Raw genomic sequence first — 19,703 nt, 5'->3', positions numbered from 1 at the left:
GTGTTGTATGCCCATTTATGAATTTCGCTGTCAAAAATGTGACCATCGGTTTCAAAAACTCTGTTCCATTGGGGAAACCGGCAAAAATATAACCTGTCCCGCCTGTCAGTCAGCTGACCCCAAAAGAGTCATGTCCGGTTTTACCTTAAATAACCCCGGTGCCTTGGCTGGTAGCCGCGGTGACAGTTGTAAAGGCTGTACTTCCAGCAATTGTAGTGCGTGCAAACATTAATCCCCAGGGATGATTCCCCCCGGGGATTTTTTCTTTCGTAACTTTTATAGACTTAAGCAACGGACCTCAGCCATATCAATACGAACACGGCTGCTATTGGTGGCCCGGGGATTAAAGGTAAACACAAGTTCTCCGGTTACGGCCGTACCAGGAACATCTCCGGTGGTAAAGGTGAATAGTTCAAATCTTTCATCCTCAATAATAGCCGGCGAATAGGGCCCCTGGGGTGCAACACCCACCACTCTGCCGGAACGGTCGCGGAATAACACTTGAATGCCAAATTGGAAATTCCCTACTCTGGAGCCTTCTACATCTTCGGCAACCCGGAAGCTCACACGGTTATTACTTCCAGCAGTGATGGGGAAGATTTGAGAAAGGGTGGCCCTTTCTGTGGGATCATTGCCCATTTCCACAGAGTACCTGCCGGAAAAAGCAATTGTTGAGCGACGGACATTGGTGGCATTCCAGCCAGTGGGCCGAGTGGCCGTTCGCCAGCTTTCAAAACTGGAGTTAGACAGCAGGTTTTCACCTGTACATGCGCCGGGTCTGGGTGGTACAGTGGGGACCGGTGTTGGAACAACCCCAGCTCGAATTCTAAACCGTCCTCGTATTGCCTGACCTCTTAGACCCTGGGCAACATTAATGGCATCTAAAATAAAATTACCAGATCTAACCTGATTTCCTAAATTATTGATTTGATCCCAAGTAAAACGGTAAATGGCATATTGATTTGGTCTGATGGTAACTGTGGCTGATTGTTGAGTAAAAAATCTGCCCCGGGAGTAACGCCAAACCTCCACAAAGTCGGAAGCTCTACGTACGATTAACTCAAACCGTTGACCGGTGGTGTATCTTAATGTTATAGAACGGTTTGTTATATTTACTTTGTAGAGGGTGATGGGAATGGGTTCACCCTGGCGGAAATCACCGTCACCCACCACAAGAATGTAAAGCAAGCCATTAACCAACCTTGCGGTATACTGCGAACCGCTAACCCCTTGGACCCGCAGTACCGTATTAATGGTTGAACTATACTGTCTTATACTTTCTTCCTCCAGATCAACATTTCCTAACTGATTGCCTGAAATTGGTACTTCTCCCTCTACTCCTTCACCCGTAGGGATACCACCTGCGTTTGGAACTGTTAATTGTTGCCCCACATTGATCATATTTATGTTGGTAACCTGGGGATTCAACCTTTGAAGTTCAGAGATGGAGATACCATATTGCTGTGCTATCTTAGAGAAAGTATCCCCTGGTTGCACAATATATACTGCCATAACTGTCCCCTTCCTTTCAACATAAGTCTTTTACCCATCTTATGAAGGAACGTAACCAGAGGTTATTTTTTTAAGGTGGAAATATTGTGTAAGAAAGATAAAATAACCGCCGAGGAAACGGCGGTTAGCTGTAACTATGCATACCCGGCATCAGCCAAGTTACTCCAAAAAGGGTAAAGATTACTGCAGCAAAACCCAGGATGGCCAGCCAGGCAGAACGTCTTCCCTGCCAGCCCCGGGTAAAACGTCCATGCAGGAAAATGGCATAGATCAACCAGGTGATAAGGGCCCAGGTTTCTTTGGGATCCCAACTCCACCAAGTACCCCAGGCCTGTTCGGCCCATACTGCTCCGGTTATCAGTACCAGGGTTAAGAATACAAAGCCAAAGGCAATGACCCGATAAAGCAGTTTATCCAGGGTTTCTATACTGGGCAGCATGGGTACACCACGGATTACAGCGGTATTGCCTATTTCCGTAGAACTAAGGGACATCGGCTGGGCATCTCGAATTAAATATAGTACCCCAACCCCAAAGGATACCCCAAAGGCACCATAGGCCAATACCGCCGTCGCCACATGGGAGTGCAGCCAATAACTTTGCAGAGCAGGCATTAATGGTCTAACTGCCCCGTTCATCATACTGGCGGCCGCCATCAGCATTACAGTCATAGGTACAACCACAGTACCCAGCAGGGGCAGCGGCTGCTTGCGGTGTGTAAACAAATAAGCCAGTGTGACCCCCCAGGCAAAGAAGAGAATAAATTCATACATATTGGTAAAGGGTAGTCGGCCAACGTGTATGGAACGCATAACAAGACCCGCTGTATGTGCCAGGAAGCCAGTCCACACTGCAAAGACTGCCCAGTTTACCAGTCTGGTTTTTTCTGTAACGGTATAGGCTAACAATATTAATGCTCCAAGAGCATAAAGACACAGGGTACTATTAAAGATAAGTTGTTCAATGATCGAGTTCATGCTTGAAGGGAACCCTCCTCCCGGGTAATTCCATTTAATTTTTCTAATAATTGATCTTCTTGCTCCTTACCCTTTAATCGGTGTCGGGCAGCCAGTCGAATCTTTGTTCCCGCTGAATCCTGGGAAAGCAACAACCAAATTTGATTGGGTTTAATATAGAAACGGATGGGCAATGCCACTAAAAACAGAATAAATCCTGTCCAAATAAAAGGCAAACCCGGATCTTTTTTTACATGCAGCCCGGTATAGGTGGTTCGATTGGTAAAGACCACTTCAGTTTGCAACAGTTTAATGGGCTCTCCCAACTCTGCCATACCCATTGAAAAGGGCAGCCCTTTACTGTAAACCACGTATCTGGGCCATTGAACCTCTAGTTCCAACTGGGCTGGGCCACCTAATAAAATTCTTTTTCCTTCTTCGATGTTAAAATCAAAGGAATTTTTGTCATCTCTCACAGCACCCTGAAGTTGGTAGCCATAGGATGCTTGGTAAATTTTAACCCCCTGGTAGTTTAGGGGATGATTTACTGAAACAACTTTTTCCATTCTTTTTTGGTTGGCTGATAAAACCTCAATAACAGACGTATATTGTTTGGGGGTACCATCTTTATAATGGTCTATGGTAAATTTTTTTACATAAATATCAAAGGGAAAACCTTGCTGACTTAACTGGGAACGCCCGGGGGCCTGTACCTGCACATACTGTTCTTGCCCCCATATGCTACCCAATACGCTGCCGACAATAACAAACACCATTGCTAGGTGAAGCAGGGGAGAGCCCAGGTTTGCCCAGATTTGCTTTTTCCCAATGAGCATTTCCCCTTCTTCAACCCTTTTCCTTTGCACCCGAAATCCCAGACGTTGCAGTTCGCAGAGTGCCTCCTGGGATATCTTTTCCTTTGGACAGTTTTCCAGGATTAGGGTTCTGTGCTGGTCATCCGAGGTTAATACAAAGGGTAATGCCCTTTCCCTTCTAAGAAGCCCTTTTAGCCTCTGGGCAGTACATCCTAACATATTGAGTGTTAATAAGGTACTCAATCCCAGGAACCAGGGTGAAACAAAGATTCTTGCACTGAAGGTTCCCATTATAGCAAAGACAATTAACAAAACTAATAGAGCTAACCCCAGGGACATGGAGGTTAGAAACCTCCATGTCCCTGCCATTGCTAAAGCTATTTTACCCATTACTTTGCTGCCCCCCGTGCCTTTTCAGCGGTTTGTATAGCCTGATGCGCTAAATCAATGGACTTGCCAAGGAACATGGCTGCTTCCTGACGGTTATGGAAGCCCATACCGTTGGCAGTGGCAACCCAATCCCACATCCACTGAGACTGACGATGCAACTGCCTTGCTTCTTCAATTAATTTCTGGTTAGCTCCGGGTGTAGCCGCTGCTTGCTTTATGGCATTGATAGCCTTCACGTTGGTATTGCCAGCGATATCTAGAATCTCATGATGCTGGTCTTGAATATTATAAACCATGTTCTTAAGTTGTTCTGTACCCTCCCTGTGACACTGGGTACAGCTCTTCTCCATGGTGTGCACCGGACTGGTAAACCAGTGGGAAGAAATTTTCGAATCTCCTTGTTTGATATAAGGCATGTGGCAATCGGCACAAGCTACTCCAGCAGACTGGTGAACACTGCCCTGGAATAATTCATAATCTGGATGTCTTGCCTTTAACATGGGTGTCTGGGACTCCGGATGGGTCCATTCAGTAAATTTTATTTTTTCAAAGTAAGCCAGCACTTCATCTGCCTTTAGCCCGTTATCCCAAGGGAAAGTAGTCTTCTTGGTATCCTTCTGGAAGTAGTAGGTAACATGACACTGGGCACATACCAGAGAACGCATTTCCTGCTTGGTGGCTTTGGTAATATCTTTACCCTGCCGCTCAAAGGCTTCTATCAATGCTGGCCTGCTGATACGCAAATCATTGGTTTTCGGATCATGGCAATCAGAGCAGCCAATGGGGTGCTTCACCTGTTTATACATTTCACTAAAGGGTTTACTATAAAAAGCGTCCCCATAGGTTTTGATCAACCGGGGCACCTCGGTGGCCTTACAGGTTAGGCAAGCACCGCCAGTCTTGGTTCTTATGGGGTTAATGGCGCCAATATCCTGCACCGCATAAAAGTGACTCCGGGGCTCGTAAAACTCTTCGCCATAGCCCGTACCCTTATAAAGAATCTTTAAATAGGGTTGAACTTTTAATTTATCTGTCTTGTTATTGCCGCCGTATTTGGTCTTGGTTTCGTATTTGCTGCCTTCATTAAAACTTTCCCAGTGCTTAGGGTAGTATTTCCCCCAAACTTCACTTTTTTCGTAATTATCTTGAATCTCCTGGGCATTAATCTTTCTGGCCGCTTCGCTCAAGGTTCTGTTATTAATGGTAAATGCGGTATATACTGCCCCAAGAACCATCGCTGCCACCACCACAGACAGTGCTATGATCAGTCCTTTGTTCTTCATGGCTAATTATTCACTCTCCTTCTGTATATACCAGTATCGGCTATGTGGTATGTTTTGATGGCAATCGTAACAGTCCTGACCACGGTCATTCTTCGGATATCCTACAACCTCCATTACTTTCGTGTGGCAACGGAGGCAGTTGTCGTTTACCACATTGGAACCGTGACTACTTATTTCAATCCTGTTTGGCATTCGGCCAAAGATTATATCAAAGGTATCCCTTGTCCCTGTAAAGGCTTTGTAAAAGGCCCCAGGAATAAAATCATGTGGAAGATGGCAATCCCCACATGTAGCGTGTTCTCGGTGCTCAGAAGCCAGATAAGTATCAACCCAGGGATCCATAATGTGACAGCTGCCACAAAATTTGGACCCATCCAGGTGCTTTGAAATAAATGGGATTTTAATTGCCAGTATACTTCCCAAACCCACCACAGCCAGCACCAGCAATAATTGCAAGGTTCTCTTCATGCAACCTCCCCTATTCCGCTGTAAAGTCCTGCTATTTCAATCAAACTTAAGTTAGAATTGCCATGTCTATGGTTATTTATACGTATGGAAGGAAGACTCTCCAATTATTGCTATATATTTCACCATCCTATAGAATAAGAAGAAACATTAATCAGGGTAAACTACTTAGAAAAAAATATAAAAAACTAAAATGAATTTTTGAGGTGTAAGTATGTATAAAGAACTTAGCCATTACTATGACTTTATTTTTCCGGCTGGAGAAAGCCAACTTAAATTTTTCCGACAAACCTTTGATGATCTTGGGGTCAGCAGGGTGCTGGATTTAGGCTGTGGTTCTGGAAATTACCCTTTGGAGTTTGCCAAGTGGGGCCTTACTGTAGTTGGCCTTGACTATGAACAAGAAATGATTCGCTTAGCCCGGGAGAAGGCAAGAAAAGCCGGTGTTTCAGTGGATTTCATGACCGGGGATATGAGGAATTTAGAGGATATTGATGGTAAATTTGATGCAATAATTTGCATCGGTAATTCTTTACCCCACCTATTAACGGATAAAGACCTGACCACTGCCCTCAAACAAATGAAAGAAAAGTTATACCACGGGGGAATACTTATTATCCAAACCGTAAACTATGATCGGATATTAAAAGGGAATATTACTCAATTACCTGATATTATCAATCGCCAAGCCAATATTATTTTTACCCGGCATTATGATTTTCGCCCCGATGGGCTCATAGATTTTAAGACCACTCTGATTAAAAACCAACCCAATGGTAGTCAGCAAAGTTTAGGCAATGCTCAGGTTCCCTTACGCCCATTAACTCGCTCAGTGTTGGAGAATTTCTTAGAAGATGTGGGTTTTGAGGACACTGAAGTGTATGGTGACTTTAACCGTAAAACACACGGGCGAGACAGTCAATCGACGGTGCTTCAAACCTTTCGCAGAAGATCTTGCAAGTTAGGTTAGTAGGGGGTGTAATAAGTGAACACCATTGCAAAATATTTACAAAGGATACCGCTCTTTTTTGGCTTATCGGAGGAACAAATACGGGATCTATCCAGCCTTTTATTGGAACGGAGTTACCAGAAGGGGCGTATTATTTTTATGGAAGGTGAACCCGGTGAAGCACTGTATGTCTTAAAGTCAGGGCTCATTAAATTAACCAAAAGACTGGAAGACGGACGTGAGCACATTTTGCACTTCGTGAATCCCGGAGAAGTCTTTGCGGAGGTGGTGCTTTTTGAAGGGGGCGATTACCCGGCCACTGCGGAAGTACAAGAAGACTGTATCGTAGGTGTTTTACGAAACCAGGATATCGAAAGGCTAATCAGCCAGAACCCAAACATGGCTGTCAGTATGCTAAGAATCATGTCCCGTCGCCTGCGCACAGCCCAGGAAAAAGTTATGAATCTAGCCTTGCATGACACAGCCCGCCGTTTGTCCTTTACTCTGCTGAAAATGTCCCAGGAACACGGTATTCAAAAAAATGACGGTATTTTAATCAATATAAACTTGACGAACCAAGAACTGGCAAGTTTAACCGGCAGTTCCCGGGAAACCATCAACCGAATGTTAAACAGTTTTAAAAGGGCCGGGGCCATTGATGTGGATCGACAACAAATTACGGTTTTAGACAGAAATAAATTAGAGGATTTACTACGCTAGAAGCACCGTACTTGCACGGTGCTTCTAATATGTACTACTGTTTTTAAGAATTGTAGGTTATTCCGTTAGAATGGAGTTACCAATTTCTCACGGTCTTCTACAACGATGACAACACCGCCCACACTGTTTTCCAATAAAAAAACCCCCTTTTGTAAGCTATAGGAGGTATTGGCCAATAACAATAAAATACCTTTTCATTCTTTATTACAAATTTATTAACTTAAGAACTACCCTTTTCAATCCTTTCCAGTAAGGCACCCAATCTTTCTCCTGGCTTACCTACCCACAGTAGTAAATCAAGGGTCTCCCTAAGGCACTGCACAGCCCCCTCTTGGTTAGTTAGGGAATAAACTTCCCTGGCCAGTTGAGGCCTTCGTCCCAATTTACCGCCACGAATAACTCGATACCCAGTAGTACCCGTGTAAATGGCTCCTGTGGGACAAATCTTGGCACATTTGCCACAGTTAAGGCATTGTGATTCAACAATGCAGGGTCCTTCTTCTCCTAACACAATGGCTTGATCCGGGCAAGCTGATACACACAATCCACAAGCTGTGCAGCCATCTCCCACCACTGGCACTGCTTGTCCCTGCAGGCCAAAATCCTTTATTTGTGGCTGGCTGCAAGAATTGGGGCAACCTGCTATGCCTACTTGAAAAATATGGTGCTGTTTGGGCTTAGTGCTTCCCAGACGTTCCAACTGTTTATTGGTAAAATCTGTACTTCGAAAAATTTCTGTACAAGCTGCTGTTATCTGGTCCAAATCAATCACCGCATTGGGACAGTTGCGGCACCTGATAATCTGATACATTTGAATGCCCGACCCAGTATTATTTTGAGCTTCTGGTCTAAGGTTCAAAAACTTGTCCCTCCCTTCAACGGATAATGGCCATAATAAATAAGATTATAATTCCTAAGGCTAAATTAATGGTAGAAAAGCTAATAAATCTCCTCTGCATCCTTAAAAAACCCGGCGTCGGCTGCTCTCCCGGTTTCTGGGGAGCCTCTGCAGGAATGCGCTTGGCATAGTTAAAGCTAACAATGGCCGTTAATAATACCATCATCAGAAACAGGCTTATCTTTAGAAGCATTAGTTTACCATAGCTGGTCATCACAAATAAGTCAAAGAGATAGAAACGCCCGTAGAGGCGGTAGGTCCCTGTTACAGTTAAAATAACAATACTGGCCCAAGCCCAGTTCTTAAACCGTTCTATCCCCATCAATCGCAGAAATTGGGGTGGAATACCCTTACCTCCAACAGCCGGTGTAAGAACCAGCATCATAAAGATCATACTACCTATCCATGTGGTAAAAGCCAGATCATGAAAGAATCTGGCTAATTGAGTCAATGTCAGCATCTCAGACCCCTTATTGTACCACTTTATTTAGTTCTTCCAATAATTCCTGTACATCCAGACCATGAAGCATGGCTCCCTTTTCCAGGGATTCCAATTGGGCAGTGGGGCAACTCAGGCAGCCCATGCCGTAACGCTGAAATACTTCAACCGTTTGGGGAAATTCCTTAACAATGTAACCCATTGTCATATCCCTTGTAATTTTTGACATATGAATATTCCTCCTTAACATCTCCATATTAGTTTGCTCAGTTTGTTTATTAAATATAAAGTTTTATCGTTTCCCGGCCAGGAATTGATTTGTTTATGTCTTTCCTATATCATACCCAAAATAGCATAGGAATGAAGTGAACTCAGTTACTGTCCATCTGTGATGTTGGTCACAGGGATAAAAAATAACCCTGTCAATACAGGGTGAGTTTGTTGATAAACCTCTCTATCGGTATTTCATTATCTCCGCTCAATCTAACAAATTTACCACACTGGCTGTTGCCATTCAACCACCTGGCCGGTCTGCCGTGTTTTTGGCACATCAATTAACCGCTGGTTGCCCGAACCCCGAAAGACTAAATCCAGATCCCTCTGTTCCTGTAGAAAAGGTCCGTCCACCAGTACATCCACCTGCTCCAACACCGGCAGGTCCTTTACCTCCTCATAGCGGTAACCAGTATAGACCCAGATATCCAGCCTGGGGAATTCCTGCCTTACCCTTTTAACTAAAAATTGCAGGGCTTGGGGTTGCATCAGCGGGTCACCACCACTGAAGGTGATGCCTTGGGTTAGTGGAGAGATGGTGGCCTTAATTTCTTCTATGGCTTCCTCAGTAGTTATTTCCCGCCCTCCCTCTGGCTCCAGTAATTCTTCATTATGACACCCCGGACAATAACGGGGACAACCCTGCAAAAAAACAACGATCCTAAGTCCCGGTCCATCCACCACACTATTGGCTGTAATACCTCCCAAACGAAGCGTTAGACTCATTTTTTCACCCTCTCAAAATAAGGTTATTGTGGCACTTCACCATTGCAAAGGCCAGGTATCCGACTACCTGGCCTTTAAACTGTTTTTGTTCCTTATCGTATCCTTAACCCTTTGGGCTAAAGCCCGAGTGGGTTGTTCTGTCATTCAGTTCGGCCACCTTGGCATCATTAAACCGATCAACGGTGCTAAGATACCCTGTGATACGACGCACCCGACGAATCTCCGGAGATTCACAACGGGGGCAGCTGTCTTGGTTAATCACACCGGTCACACTGCATGAGGTACAATAATCCACCGGGAAGTTAATGGCGGCGTAGCCCATATCACTGGCCTGCATATGTTTAATGATGGCTTCCACAGCCTGTGGGTTATGCAGTGGGGGTGAAGCCATTTCAACATAACTTATGTGTCCGGCATTACAGTATTTGTGATAAGGACCTTCCAGAGAAATCTTTTCAAAAATTCCGATGGGGTAACCAACGGGTATATGGAAGGAGTTGGTATAGTACTCTTTATCAGTTACGCCGGGAATAATCCCAAATTCTTTGCGATCCAGTTTGGCAAACCGACCGGATACACTTTCTGCTGGGGTGGCCAGCAGAGTATAGTTTAAATCGTACTTTTCCGAAGCCTCATCAATCTTCTGACGCATGTAGGAAACAATTTCCAGACCTAGTTTCTGGGTCTCTTCACTTTGTCCATGATGCTGCCCGTTCAATGCCACCAGGGCCTCTGCCAGTCCAATGAAGCCCGGAGACAGGGTACCGTGTTTAATAACCTCTTCCAGGGTATCGTTAGGATTCAGACCCTGGGAACCCAGATAGAGGCCTTGTCCCATGACAAAGGGCATATCTTTCACCTTTAGTTTAGCCTGAACAGTAAAACGGTGATACAACTGTCGGAAAGACATGTCCAGGGTTTCATCCAATAAACGGTAGAATTTATCGATATTGCGTTCAGCTTTAATGGCAATGCGGGGCAGGTTAATGGTAGTAAAAGATAGGTTACCTCTGCCATCGGTTACCGCTGGACCCTTACGATTAGCCATGACCCGGGTCCGGCAACCCATGTATCCAACCTGATCTCCATATTCTTTGTTAAAGGATGAATCCATAAAGCTAAAGGTAGGATTCAAGCGCTTGGACGACACACGAATAGCTAACTGGAATAAATCGTAGTTAGGGTCCCCTGGATTCAGGTTAATGCCTTCCTTTAATTTAAAGATAATATTGGGGAAGATCGGGTTTTCGCCCCGTCCCAAACCAGCTTCATAGGCCAGCAGCAGGTTTTTTATCACCATACGTGCTGCCTCGGAGGTTTCCGTCCCTAGGTTTAAGCTGGAAAAGGGCACTTGGGCACCGGCTCGACTGTGCATACTGTTTAAATTGTAAATTAACGCTTCCATTGCCTGGTAGGTCTCTTCCTCAGAGGCATTTTCCACAAAGGGTGCAATATCTCGGTCAAAGAAAGCAAAGGATTGGCCGCCATGCATGTCATTCTGGGAACTCTGCAGGATGATAGCTGCTAAGGCAGTGGCAGATGTGGGGCGCTTGGGTGCCCTGATATAGCCATGCCCGGTGTTAAAACCTTCTTTGAGTAACCTCCCCAGGGGAATCTGAATGCAGGTAAGAGTTTTACCATAAAAGTCAAGGTCGTGGATATGTAAATCCCCCCTGGCATGGGCCTGAGACATCTCTTCTGGAATTAACCTAGTTAAATAGTATTTTTTACTGGCAGCACTGGCTATTTGCAGCATTTTTGCAGATGGAGAATTGGATACGTTAGCGTTTTCCCGGCTGGTTTCACCCAGAATTTCCTCCACTGCATCCATTAAGTCGCTACGGGCATCCCGCAGGCGGGTTCGCTGGGCACGGTAGAGGATATAGGCTTTAGCCGTACGTGCATGACCTGACTCAATGAGAACCTTTTCTACCATATCCTGAACTTCTTCTACGCCAAAAAGATTGCCATTATATTGTTTCTTCAGCATTTTCAGGACATCCAGGGTCAATTCCATTGCTGTTTGACGGTCTTCTCCGCCAACGGCCTTTGCCGCCCTAAAAATAGCTTCGGTAATCTTAGTTTCATTAAAGGCCACCTCACGGCCATCCCTTTTTCTTACTTTTGTAAACATCTCTATAGGGCCCCCTTTTTATCTTCCTTGCTCTTTAACAGCTTTTCTACTTCATGAAGAAAACTGTAAATATCACCAAACTGCCGATAAACCGAGGCGAAGCGAATATAAGCAACCTCATCTAATTCCAGCAGACTATTCATAACCAATTCCCCCACAGCTTGGCTAAGTACTTCCAACTCCCCGTGGCTTCGCAATTCCCTTTCAATGGAATGGACCGTATCCTCAATTCTCTGGACTGGTACAGGTCTTTTCTCACAAGCCTTCATAAATCCCGCCAATAATTTAGCCCGGTCAAAGACCTCCCGCCGACCGTCCTTCTTTACGACAACCAGCGGTCGCTCATCCACCCTTTCGTAGGTGGTAAATCTTTTGCCACATTCACCGCATTCCCTACGGCGGCGAATACTATTACCTTCATCAGCTGGTCTGGAATCCAGCACGCGGCTTTCTGGGAAACTGCAGAAGGGACAAAGCATTTGGTCACCCCCCAAGATATTGGGTCTTTGCCACCACAACCGCCCCAAAATAACCAAGATGTTGTGGGCAGACTTATTATAAAATACCATATCTTGAGAGTCAATTCCCGCTTAGCTGTTATATTTTCTCCTCAGGCCCAAAAGATTGTCCATAACTTTCATTTTCTCCGCTTTCTGTATTTCCAGGAAAATATTTAAATTGGATCCAGAGTCCTACTTTATTTTGATTAGAGCATAGCAAGAAAAACTTTGAGACAAACTGATACAAATTGATTAAAGGAAGAATGCTAATGAAACAGATCCTTTTGGAAAGACCCGCAGCCAACCATATCTTTATCCCTAAACGTGTTTTTATGGAACCAGCGGCCCTGGAATATGAACTGGGTCAACGTTTAAGAGAGCAATTCAGAGCTGAGGGGATTCCTGTAACTGTCACTGGTTCCCATAACCGAGTCACTGGTATACCCGGTACAACACCCCAAGAGGCTTTTCTGGAGTCGAAACGAACGCTGGTGGTAGGTGTGCGCAGGGGAAAGGATTTTCAAACCTGTAAACCCTCGGCCCATTACCAGCTTCCCTTGGTAACCAGTTGTCCTGGCAAATGCGAATATTGTTATCTTTTAACCAATCTAGGAAAAAAACCTTACATCCGGTTGTATGTAAATATTGAAGAAATATTGGACCGGGCCAAAGAATACATAATCGAATATTTGCCCCGGGAAACGATCTTTGAAGGAGCTGCTACATCAGATCCCATTCCTGTAGAACACTATACCGGTGCTTTAAAACAAGCCATTGAATTTTTTGGTGGTCAGGAGCACGCCCGCTTCCGCTTTGTAACTAAGTTTAGTGATGTCGATTCCTTGTTGGATGCTAAACATAACGGACGTACTCGTTTTCGCTTTAGTTTAAACACGGATTATGTCATTAGACAATTTGAACACGGTACTCCACCCATGCATGAACGGGTTGCGGCAGCGGGGAAAGTAGCCCAAGCAGGTTATCCCCTGGGGTTCCTGGTGGCTCCCATTGTGCTTTATGACGGCTGGCAACAGGGCTACCAGGAGCTTTTTGAAGAGCTGTACCGAGTGCTGGACCTTGTATCCCAGCAAGACTTAACCTTTGAGTTTATAACCCACCGTTTTACCCAGCGAGCCAAAACCAATATTCTGGATATCTTTCCCAACTGCCGTCTGGATATGGATGAGGAAAAAAGGCAATTTAAATTCGGTCAATTTGGTTACGGTAAGTATGTTTATCCCAAGGATAGTATGGCAGAGGTTAAGGAATTCATGCAAGGCATGGTGGATAGGTACTTCCCTGCCGCTAAAGTAGAGTATTTGGTATAAGATTTAAGTTTGCTTATTGCAAGGAGGTATTTGTTTATGAAATGTCCCGAAGACTCCCAATGCCTTACCTGTGTAGGTACTACCTGTACCTGCGGTGACTGTCAGGATGCTCATAAACCCTGCACTGAACAGAAGCTGCGGTTTAAATATAAAGCTAAAAAGGATCAGCAATAAACTGACAAAGGGTTGGGGATAATCCCCAACCCTTTTGTTATAATACTTATTTTAAGGCGTCAGCCAGCAACTCTACAGTATGCTTAACAGCTATGTTTTTGCCTTTAGCATCAATACCACCTGCAATTTGCATCTTGCAGCCGGGACAGTCTAAGGCCAGTACAGCAGCGTTGGTAGCAGTGGTATTGTTAATCTTCTTCTCCAAGATAGCCTTTGAAATTTCTGGCATCTTAACAGAATAAGAACCTCCAAAACCACAGCAGTCATCGCAGCCCTTCATTTCCACCAGTTCAACCCCTGCCTTGTTTAGTAGTTCCCGGGGCTCTTTCCATACATTGAGAACCCGCTTCATGTGACAGGAATCGTGATAGGTCACTTTAGTGCCCAAGTTTTTAAATTTAAGGTCTTGACCATATTTAGTTACAAAAGTTGGGAAATCAATAACCTTGGCCGCAAACTTCTCAGCCCTTGCTTTCCATGCTGGATCATCCTTTAGTTGATCCACATAGTGATGTTTCAGTACCTCAACACAGGTGGGACACAAGGAAACAATGTAGTCCAAGCCTTCTTTTTCAAAGGCTTCAATGTTTTGTTTAGCCAGGGTTACAGCCACTTCGGGAGCACCCATTTGAGTGGCGGGAATACCACAACAGGTTTGCTCCATAGGGAAAATAACTTCCATTCCCATTTTGTTCAAAACCTTGTAAGCTGCTTCACCCTGTTCGGGATAGACAAAGTCACCCAGACAGCCAGCATAATAACCAACCTTGGCCTTAGGCTTACCGGTGGGTACCGCACGTCCTACCTTATCCCTAAGGGGCGTAGAAGCCACAGCAGGTAAGCTGCGTCCTTCGGTCAATCCAGAGAAGAACAGCGGCAAGTGGCGTATAACATTACCCTTGACAAAGGGCTTCTGAGCCACAGAAGCAGTTCTAATTAAAGAGTGGAACAATTTACGGTTTGTTAAAACCTTTTCCAAAATGAGCTTTTGACTCATGGGTAATCCTTCTTTTTTCACAGTACGGCGGCGTAATTCCGCAATTAGACCGGGTAAATCAATTTTACCGGGGCAGTAAGTTTTGCAGCGCTCACAACGCAGACAGAGGTTTTGCAATTCGCCGGCCTTTTCAAAGCTGTTTAAGAAAGCGGTTAGAATGGTCCCTATACCGCCAGTATAAACGTGACCATAAACGTGGCCACCCACCTGCTGGAATACAGGGCAAACATTCAAACAGGAAGCACAGCGAATACACTGTAGAGCCTGTTTAAACATCGGATCGTTTCGCATTTCGGTACGGCCATTGTCCATCAGAACAATATGCATTTCCTTCTGCTCAACAATATTACCGTCCAGATCAATGGCAGGAGTAGGACCAGTCATCATAGTTACATAACTGGTAAGCTTTTGTCCCGTAGCACTACGGGGCAGGGCCTCTAAAATAGGACCCACATCTTCAAATTTTTCCACCAGTTTCTCCAAGCCAACCAGTACCACATGCACAGGAGGGACGGTAGTTGTTAGGCGACCATTACCTTCGTTGGTACACATAACCAAGGTACCAGATTCTGCAATGGCAATATTGGCACCGGAAATACCCATTTCAGCTTTTAAAAATTTGTTGCGCAGGTTTTCCCTTGCCACTTTTACTAACTTGGCAATATCCGGTTCTAAATTTTGATTGGTTTCTTTAGAAAAGATCTCTGCCACTTCGCCCCGGGTCATGTGAATGGCCGGCATTACCATGTGTGAAGGACGCTGTCCGCACAGTTGAATAATCCATTCACCCAAGTCAGTTTCTGCAACTTCTTCGATTCCTGCATGCTTCATAAGATAATCATTTAGATGAATTTCTTCGGAAGCCATGGATTTGGACTTAATAATGGTCTTTACATTATGATCCCTTGCAATTTTAGCAATATATTCCTTAGCCTCTTCGCCTGTCTTGGCACGGAACACTTTGGCGCCATTTTTTACGGCCTGTGTAGCAAATTGCTCAGCTAATTTTTCCAAATTATCAGCAGCATTCCGTTTACATTGACTTACCTTTTCGCGGATTGCTTCAAAATCTTTTCCTTCATAAGCCTTTTCCCGGGCAGGTAAATAAGCTTCACCAAAGCGGCCCAGTGCACCAGTAAGGTTATCATTATTAAGTGCTGAATTAATATCCTTTTTTAAATTACCTGTAGCCAATTTTAGCCCCCCCTTAGTCGATAAATACAATAATCAGTCTGCCAGGTCCGTGAACCCCAATGGTCAAAACACGTTCAATATCGGAAGTACGGCTTGGACCACTGACAAAGGTTAAATAACGAGGAAGCTCCCCTAATTTGTTATTATATGTGGCTATGGTTTCCATAAGGTTTGGTAAAAGATTTGATGTGCGTACCACAGCCATATGAATAGGGGTTAAGATGGAAACCATTCTGCTCTCGATGCTGGTGGCATTACCTGCCAGAGCGCCAATCTCAGCAACGGCATAATCCAATTGGGAAATTCCCAAGCCTGCATCTGCAGCATTTTGCCGTAAATTTTCAGAGGTCATTACAACCCCAGTTGCAGTAGCAATCTTTTTGACATCCACTGCATCTACCAGTTCAGATGGGGCATATACCACCTTGTTAACATTTAGCTCACCAATGATCTTAGTAATTAGTTGATGAGCTTCTTCCATGTTAGGAACCCTGTAAACTTCTGCCGATAATGCCTCTGCTTTTCCTTTAAATTCTTTGTACAAGGCATCATAAGAAGTCTTCGCTTGTACGCTCATGCCATACACCTCTTTTATATGTTTTATCATGACTACACTTTTTCATTTTATAACACCTATGCCTATACAGGCATGATGGTCTGACCACTAACCAAATAAACCACTCTATTGGTTAACCACTAAGTACAAAAATTAAAGAAATGTTAAAAAACATTTCTATTAGGTTTCGGAACCTTATAATTAGTTATTTGATTATAAAAAATTATATTAAAATTTTCAACAAAATGCAATGTTTTTTAATAGACAAGTCTTGTTCTTCAGATAATTTCGTAGTTTTTTCTTTTATAAAGCCTAGTAGCGATAAATATCCTCCCGATTGGTATGAAAGGGCGGTATCTCCACCAGAATTATGTCAAGACCAATTTTTTTTATTTTGTCCCAGGGGACAATTAACTCATCTTCCCTGCCAAAAAGTCCTAAAAAGCGGCCCTGTCCCGGTAATATGATGGCAGTAATACGACCCGCTTCCAAATCGATATCAATATCTTTAATTAATCCCAGTCTTCTCCCGTCCACAATGTTAACAACTTCTCTTACCCGCAGGTCAGAAATCTTAATCACCCCTGCCACCTCCTTGTATTGTTAATTTATATGCAGGGGTAACTGACTTCTGCACAACAAAATAGGGTCCAAAGGACCCTATTTCGGACAGAATTACGTTTAGACAAACTTTTTCATATGATTTAAGGCAGCCTTTTCCAAACGGGATACTTGAGCCTGGGATATGCCAATTTCATCAGCAACCTCCATTTGGGTTTTCCCTTCAAAAAATCGTAAGGTTAAAATATGCTTTTCCCGATCACTTAACCTTCTTAAGGCATCCCGAATGGATATCTCCTCTAACCAACTCAAATCCAGATTCTTCTCATCACTGATTTGATCCAACACAAAGATTGGGTCCCCTCCATCATGATAGATGGGCTCAAATAACGAAATGGGTTCTTGAATAGCATCTAAGGCAAAGACAATATCTTCCCGGGGCATTTTTAATTCGCCAGCAATCTCATTAATTGATGGCTCCCTGGAATATTTATTAACAAGGGTATCCCTTACCTGCAAAGCCTTATAAGCAACATCTCTCAGGGATCTGCTAACCCGGATGGGATTATTATCCCTTAGGTACCGCCGAATTTCCCCTATGATCATAGGTACTGCATATGTAGAAAACTTTACGTTTTGACCCAGATCAAAGTTGTCAATTGCCTTCATAAGCCCGATGCAACCCACTTGAAATAAGTCATCCACATATTCACCACGATTGGTAAAACGTTGTATGACACTAAGTACCAACCTGAGGTTGCCATTAATTAACTGGCTTCTGGCATCTTTATCCCCTTGTTGCATTGCTTCAAACAAAGTTCTCATCTGAGTGTTTTTTAGCACAGGTAGTTTAGAAGTATTTACCCCGCAGATCTCGACTTTGTTGATAAGCATTTATCGGCCTCCCAACGTCGTTTCGAATACCAGTGGCGCCAGTGGTAAAACGTTTAATGTTGACCTTACAAGTTCATTATTACCTTGACAAAATTCTTATATACATGGCTAAAACACAATGAAAAAGCTCAAAAAACTAACTAAATGTGTGTTTTAAGAGCTTTTTCCTTCTTTTTCTGCCTTTAAAATTTTACTCCATGCGATGAATTTCTTTTTTCAAGCGCTTAATAATACGTTTTTCTAACCGGGAAATATAGGATTGGGATATCCCCAGCATGTCTGCAACCTCTTTTTGAGTCTTTTCTGAACCGTTATTGAGTCCAAATCGAAGTTCCATAATTCGCCTTTCTCGTCCGGAAAGTTTTAATAATGCCTGATGCAAAAGTTTTTTATCAACTTCTTCCTCTATGTTTTTGTAAATAATATCATTTTCAGTCCCCAGCACATCTGAAAGCAACAACTCGTTGCCATCCCAGTCTATGTTTAAAGGTTCATCAAAGGAGACTTCAGAACGGGTTTTGTTATTTCTCCTTAGGTGCATTAAAATTTCATTTTCGATACATCGGGACGCATAGGTGGCAAGTTTAATTTTCTTGTGTGGATCAAAGGTATTAACAGCTTTAATTAGACCAATAGTCCCTATAGACACCAGATCCTCTATCCCTATGCCGGTGTTCTCAAACTTTCGGGCGATGTATACTACGAGACGGAGATTCCTTTCTATTAGTACATTCTTAACTTTTAGGTCACCGTCTCCCAATCGCTCAATTAAGTCAATCTCTTCATCAATGGAAAGAGGTGGGGGCAAAGCCTCACTACTTCCTACGTAATAAACTTCCTGTTGGTATCCAAGCCAATGTATAACTCGGGCTAAATAGATTCTAATCAGAATTTTAAAATGCCAAACGTTTTTCAAGCATCTCCCCCCCTGAACCCCGATCCCTGTCTAGATTAAAAGGCTAATAATTGTGGATGTAAAAGAGCCCTGTAAGTTGTTCCAGGACTTAACTTTTTTTCATAGATTCCCACCACAACATTTTGTATCCTTTGGATTTTATTTTTATAACAAACCTCAATGTCATCCGGTCGAATACCTAAAAGCATACCATGATTATTCCCGAGGGAATGAAAGGGAATTAATCTTAATCGTTGGGCATAGGGGCTAGCCGAGAGCAATGTCAACATGTCAGAACCATCTTGGCTGATCCCCTCACTGTATAACCGGGATATTTCATTAGGAAGTAAAGGCTTGATCGCCTCATACTCCATAATAATGACCGGATAGTGGCTTAAAGGATCCACCAAATGATTTCCGGTATCCACCAATGCCTGAACAGAAATTCGATTTCCCCATAAGTTAACGGTGAGAGGAACCCGATTATCGATTAGTCCCATCCTTTTATGCCATATGGAAGCACCCCAATTTCCTACACAGAAGGATAGTATTATTGTTACCATAAGAACAAACCATCTATGGTAGTTTGCAGAAAGCTGGGTATTTGATAAATTAGCAAAATTGGACACCAGTAAATAGTGAAGTCCTAGGGCCAAACCTCCTACAAAAAAACCTGTTAAAAATAAGCATAAAAAATCCCCAGCAAACTTCTTCCAGCCTTTGTATCTAAAGGCAATCAAGACCATCAACATTGTAATGGTTAACTTGATAAGGATATGTTTTATGACCACCGTCCCAGGTATCAATACTACCAGAGCATAAATACACCCCACTGACGCTGCGGCCAAACCCCTTACAAAGGACAGCTTATTTCCGGTAAACCGGGACGTTAACCACAGTACAGTAAGGTTCATAAGCAGATTGACAAATATGACCTCGTCCAAATAGACCACTTGTTTCATTTAAAATTACCTCATATAAAAATTCAAATGGCCAATACCATCTTATGGTTTGGAAAAATAAAGTATTCCATTAAATCGAAAAA

General features: G+C 43.6%; 22 protein-coding genes. 5 read left to right on the top strand and 17 right to left on the bottom strand.

Features of this window, described 5'->3' with window-relative positions:
• The first annotated feature begins 7 nt into the window (after positions 1 to 7).
• On the top strand, positions 8 to 232 hold the full coding sequence (locus tag DRED_RS03785) for an FmdB family zinc ribbon protein (protein ID WP_041274426.1): 225 nt from the start codon (positions 8 to 10) through the stop codon (positions 230 to 232).
• 44 nt (positions 233 to 276) lie between these two features.
• Here the strand turns inward: DRED_RS03785 and DRED_RS03780 are convergent, their stop codons facing one another.
• From DRED_RS03780 to DRED_RS03760, 5 genes are all read right to left on the bottom strand, one after another.
• Positions 277 to 1,512: a BsuPI-related putative proteinase inhibitor gene (locus tag DRED_RS03780; protein ID WP_011877079.1), complete on the bottom strand. Its 1,236-nt coding sequence runs from the start codon at positions 1,510 to 1,512 to the stop codon at positions 277 to 279.
• 124 nt (positions 1,513 to 1,636) lie between these two features.
• Positions 1,637 to 2,488: a c-type cytochrome biogenesis protein CcsB gene (gene ccsB, locus DRED_RS03775; protein WP_011877078.1), complete on the bottom strand. Its 852-nt coding sequence runs from the start codon at positions 2,486 to 2,488 to the stop codon at positions 1,637 to 1,639.
• Entirely contained in the window at positions 2,485 to 3,672 is a 1,188-nt protein-coding gene (locus tag DRED_RS03770; RefSeq protein ID WP_011877077.1) for a cytochrome c biogenesis ResB family protein, read from the bottom strand. The genes ccsB and DRED_RS03770 overlap by 4 nt, the downstream gene beginning before the upstream one ends.
• A complete protein-coding gene (locus tag DRED_RS03765; RefSeq protein ID WP_011877076.1) occupies positions 3,672 to 4,955 on the bottom strand; it encodes an ammonia-forming cytochrome c nitrite reductase subunit c552 in 1,284 nt (427 codons plus the stop codon). The genes DRED_RS03770 and DRED_RS03765 overlap by 1 nt, the downstream gene beginning before the upstream one ends.
• Before the next feature lie 6 nt (positions 4,956 to 4,961).
• Positions 4,962 to 5,423: a NapC/NirT family cytochrome c gene (locus tag DRED_RS03760; RefSeq protein WP_011877075.1), complete on the bottom strand. Its 462-nt coding sequence runs from the start codon at positions 5,421 to 5,423 to the stop codon at positions 4,962 to 4,964.
• Positions 5,424 to 5,634: 211 nt separating this feature from the next.
• Between DRED_RS03760 and DRED_RS03755 the strand changes: the two genes are divergently transcribed.
• Positions 5,635 to 6,390: a class I SAM-dependent methyltransferase gene (locus DRED_RS03755; RefSeq protein ID WP_011877074.1), complete on the top strand. Its 756-nt coding sequence runs from the start codon at positions 5,635 to 5,637 to the stop codon at positions 6,388 to 6,390.
• 15 nt (positions 6,391 to 6,405) lie between these two features.
• Positions 6,406 to 7,089, top strand: coding sequence for a Crp/Fnr family transcriptional regulator (locus DRED_RS03750; protein WP_011877073.1), 684 nt, complete (start codon positions 6,406 to 6,408; stop codon positions 7,087 to 7,089).
• A 220-nt stretch (positions 7,090 to 7,309) separates the two neighbouring features.
• Here the strand turns inward: DRED_RS03750 and DRED_RS03745 are convergent, their stop codons facing one another.
• The 6 genes from DRED_RS03745 to nrdR all read right to left on the bottom strand — a co-directional run bounded on the left by DRED_RS03745 (position 7,310) and on the right by nrdR (position 12,038).
• Positions 7,310 to 7,948: a 4Fe-4S dicluster domain-containing protein gene (locus tag DRED_RS03745; protein ID WP_238442580.1), complete on the bottom strand. Its 639-nt coding sequence runs from the start codon at positions 7,946 to 7,948 to the stop codon at positions 7,310 to 7,312.
• Positions 7,949 to 7,964: 16 nt separating this feature from the next.
• On the bottom strand, positions 7,965 to 8,447 hold the full coding sequence (locus DRED_RS03740; RefSeq protein WP_011877071.1) for a CopD family protein: 483 nt from the start codon (positions 8,445 to 8,447) through the stop codon (positions 7,965 to 7,967).
• Positions 8,448 to 8,457: 10 nt separating this feature from the next.
• Entirely contained in the window at positions 8,458 to 8,655 is a 198-nt protein-coding gene (locus tag DRED_RS03735) for a DUF1858 domain-containing protein (protein ID WP_011877070.1), read from the bottom strand.
• 263 nt (positions 8,656 to 8,918) lie between these two features.
• Complete coding sequence (gene nrdG / locus DRED_RS03730) at positions 8,919 to 9,425, bottom strand: anaerobic ribonucleoside-triphosphate reductase activating protein (protein ID WP_011877069.1); 507 nt, start codon at positions 9,423 to 9,425, stop codon at positions 8,919 to 8,921.
• Positions 9,426 to 9,528: 103 nt separating this feature from the next.
• A complete protein-coding gene (gene nrdD / locus DRED_RS03725; RefSeq protein WP_011877068.1) occupies positions 9,529 to 11,559 on the bottom strand; it encodes an anaerobic ribonucleoside-triphosphate reductase in 2,031 nt (676 codons plus the stop codon).
• A 2-nt stretch (positions 11,560 to 11,561) separates the two neighbouring features.
• Complete coding sequence (nrdR, locus tag DRED_RS03720; RefSeq protein ID WP_011877067.1) at positions 11,562 to 12,038, bottom strand: transcriptional regulator NrdR; 477 nt, start codon at positions 12,036 to 12,038, stop codon at positions 11,562 to 11,564.
• A 290-nt stretch (positions 12,039 to 12,328) separates the two neighbouring features.
• Between nrdR and splB the strand changes: the two genes are divergently transcribed.
• The gene (gene splB / locus DRED_RS03710) at positions 12,329 to 13,387 is read left to right on the top strand and encodes a spore photoproduct lyase (protein ID WP_011877066.1); all 1,059 of its coding nucleotides are present in this window, start codon (positions 12,329 to 12,331) and stop codon (positions 13,385 to 13,387) included.
• 36 nt (positions 13,388 to 13,423) lie between these two features.
• Positions 13,424 to 13,561 carry a hypothetical protein gene (locus DRED_RS18560; protein WP_156779576.1) on the top strand — a complete coding sequence of 46 codons (138 nt, stop codon included), beginning with the start codon at positions 13,424 to 13,426 and terminating at the stop codon, positions 13,559 to 13,561.
• Between the two features lie 46 nt (positions 13,562 to 13,607).
• Here DRED_RS18560 and ldhH read toward each other — a convergent pair whose 3' ends face one another.
• From ldhH to spoIIGA, 6 genes are all read right to left on the bottom strand, one after another.
• Positions 13,608 to 15,752 carry an L-lactate dehydrogenase (quinone) large subunit LdhH gene (gene ldhH / locus DRED_RS03705; RefSeq protein ID WP_011877065.1) on the bottom strand — a complete coding sequence of 715 codons (2,145 nt, stop codon included), beginning with the start codon at positions 15,750 to 15,752 and terminating at the stop codon, positions 13,608 to 13,610.
• Between the two features lie 13 nt (positions 15,753 to 15,765).
• Positions 15,766 to 16,329, bottom strand: coding sequence for a LutC/YkgG family protein (locus DRED_RS03700; protein WP_011877064.1), 564 nt, complete (start codon positions 16,327 to 16,329; stop codon positions 15,766 to 15,768).
• Between the two features lie 291 nt (positions 16,330 to 16,620).
• On the bottom strand, positions 16,621 to 16,890 hold the full coding sequence (locus DRED_RS03695) for a YlmC/YmxH family sporulation protein (RefSeq protein WP_011877063.1): 270 nt from the start codon (positions 16,888 to 16,890) through the stop codon (positions 16,621 to 16,623).
• Between the two features lie 99 nt (positions 16,891 to 16,989).
• Positions 16,990 to 17,763 carry an RNA polymerase sporulation sigma factor SigG gene (sigG, locus tag DRED_RS03690; protein ID WP_011877062.1) on the bottom strand — a complete coding sequence of 258 codons (774 nt, stop codon included), beginning with the start codon at positions 17,761 to 17,763 and terminating at the stop codon, positions 16,990 to 16,992.
• A gap of 190 nt (positions 17,764 to 17,953) precedes the next feature.
• Positions 17,954 to 18,679: an RNA polymerase sporulation sigma factor SigE gene (gene sigE / locus DRED_RS03685; RefSeq protein ID WP_011877061.1), complete on the bottom strand. Its 726-nt coding sequence runs from the start codon at positions 18,677 to 18,679 to the stop codon at positions 17,954 to 17,956.
• A 35-nt stretch (positions 18,680 to 18,714) separates the two neighbouring features.
• Positions 18,715 to 19,620, bottom strand: a complete 906-nt coding sequence (spoIIGA, locus tag DRED_RS03680; RefSeq protein WP_011877060.1) for a sigma-E processing peptidase SpoIIGA — start codon at positions 19,618 to 19,620, stop codon at positions 18,715 to 18,717.
• Positions 19,621 to 19,703: the final 83 nt, after the last annotated feature.

The organism is Desulforamulus reducens MI-1 (assembly GCF_000016165.1).
Taxonomy (GTDB): Bacteria; Bacillota; Desulfotomaculia; order Desulfotomaculales; family Desulfotomaculaceae; genus Desulfotomaculum; species Desulfotomaculum reducens.
This window is presented reverse-complemented; position numbering and strand designations above follow the sequence as displayed.

What these genes read in the sequence shown, in the direction of transcription:
- DRED_RS03785 (WP_041274426.1), top strand. Translation starts at nt 8, where the DNA reads ATGCCCATTTATGAATTTCGCTGTCAAAAATGTGACCATCGGTTTCAA.
- DRED_RS03780 (WP_011877079.1), bottom strand. Translation starts at nt 1,512, where the DNA reads ATGGCAGTATATATTGTGCAACCAGGGGATACTTTCTCTAAGATAGCA.
- ccsB (WP_011877078.1), bottom strand. Translation starts at nt 2,488, where the DNA reads ATGAACTCGATCATTGAACAACTTATCTTTAATAGTACCCTGTGTCTT.
- DRED_RS03770 (WP_011877077.1), bottom strand. Translation starts at nt 3,672, where the DNA reads ATGGGTAAAATAGCTTTAGCAATGGCAGGGACATGGAGGTTTCTAACC.
- DRED_RS03765 (WP_011877076.1), bottom strand. Translation starts at nt 4,955, where the DNA reads ATGAAGAACAAAGGACTGATCATAGCACTGTCTGTGGTGGTGGCAGCG.
- DRED_RS03760 (WP_011877075.1), bottom strand. Translation starts at nt 5,423, where the DNA reads ATGAAGAGAACCTTGCAATTATTGCTGGTGCTGGCTGTGGTGGGTTTG.
- DRED_RS03755 (WP_011877074.1), top strand. Translation starts at nt 5,635, where the DNA reads ATGTATAAAGAACTTAGCCATTACTATGACTTTATTTTTCCGGCTGGA.
- DRED_RS03740 (WP_011877071.1), bottom strand. Translation starts at nt 8,447, where the DNA reads ATGCTGACATTGACTCAATTAGCCAGATTCTTTCATGATCTGGCTTTT.
- DRED_RS03735 (WP_011877070.1), bottom strand. Translation starts at nt 8,655, where the DNA reads ATGTCAAAAATTACAAGGGATATGACAATGGGTTACATTGTTAAGGAA.
- nrdG (WP_011877069.1), bottom strand. Translation starts at nt 9,425, where the DNA reads ATGAGTCTAACGCTTCGTTTGGGAGGTATTACAGCCAATAGTGTGGTG.
- nrdD (WP_011877068.1), bottom strand. Translation starts at nt 11,559, where the DNA reads ATGTTTACAAAAGTAAGAAAAAGGGATGGCCGTGAGGTGGCCTTTAAT.
- nrdR (WP_011877067.1), bottom strand. Translation starts at nt 12,038, where the DNA reads ATGCTTTGTCCCTTCTGCAGTTTCCCAGAAAGCCGCGTGCTGGATTCC.
- splB (WP_011877066.1), top strand. Translation starts at nt 12,329, where the DNA reads ATGAAACAGATCCTTTTGGAAAGACCCGCAGCCAACCATATCTTTATC.
- DRED_RS18560 (WP_156779576.1), top strand. Translation starts at nt 13,424, where the DNA reads ATGAAATGTCCCGAAGACTCCCAATGCCTTACCTGTGTAGGTACTACC.
- DRED_RS03700 (WP_011877064.1), bottom strand. Translation starts at nt 16,329, where the DNA reads ATGAGCGTACAAGCGAAGACTTCTTATGATGCCTTGTACAAAGAATTT.
- sigG (WP_011877062.1), bottom strand. Translation starts at nt 17,763, where the DNA reads ATGCTTATCAACAAAGTCGAGATCTGCGGGGTAAATACTTCTAAACTA.
- spoIIGA (WP_011877060.1), bottom strand. Translation starts at nt 19,620, where the DNA reads ATGAAACAAGTGGTCTATTTGGACGAGGTCATATTTGTCAATCTGCTT.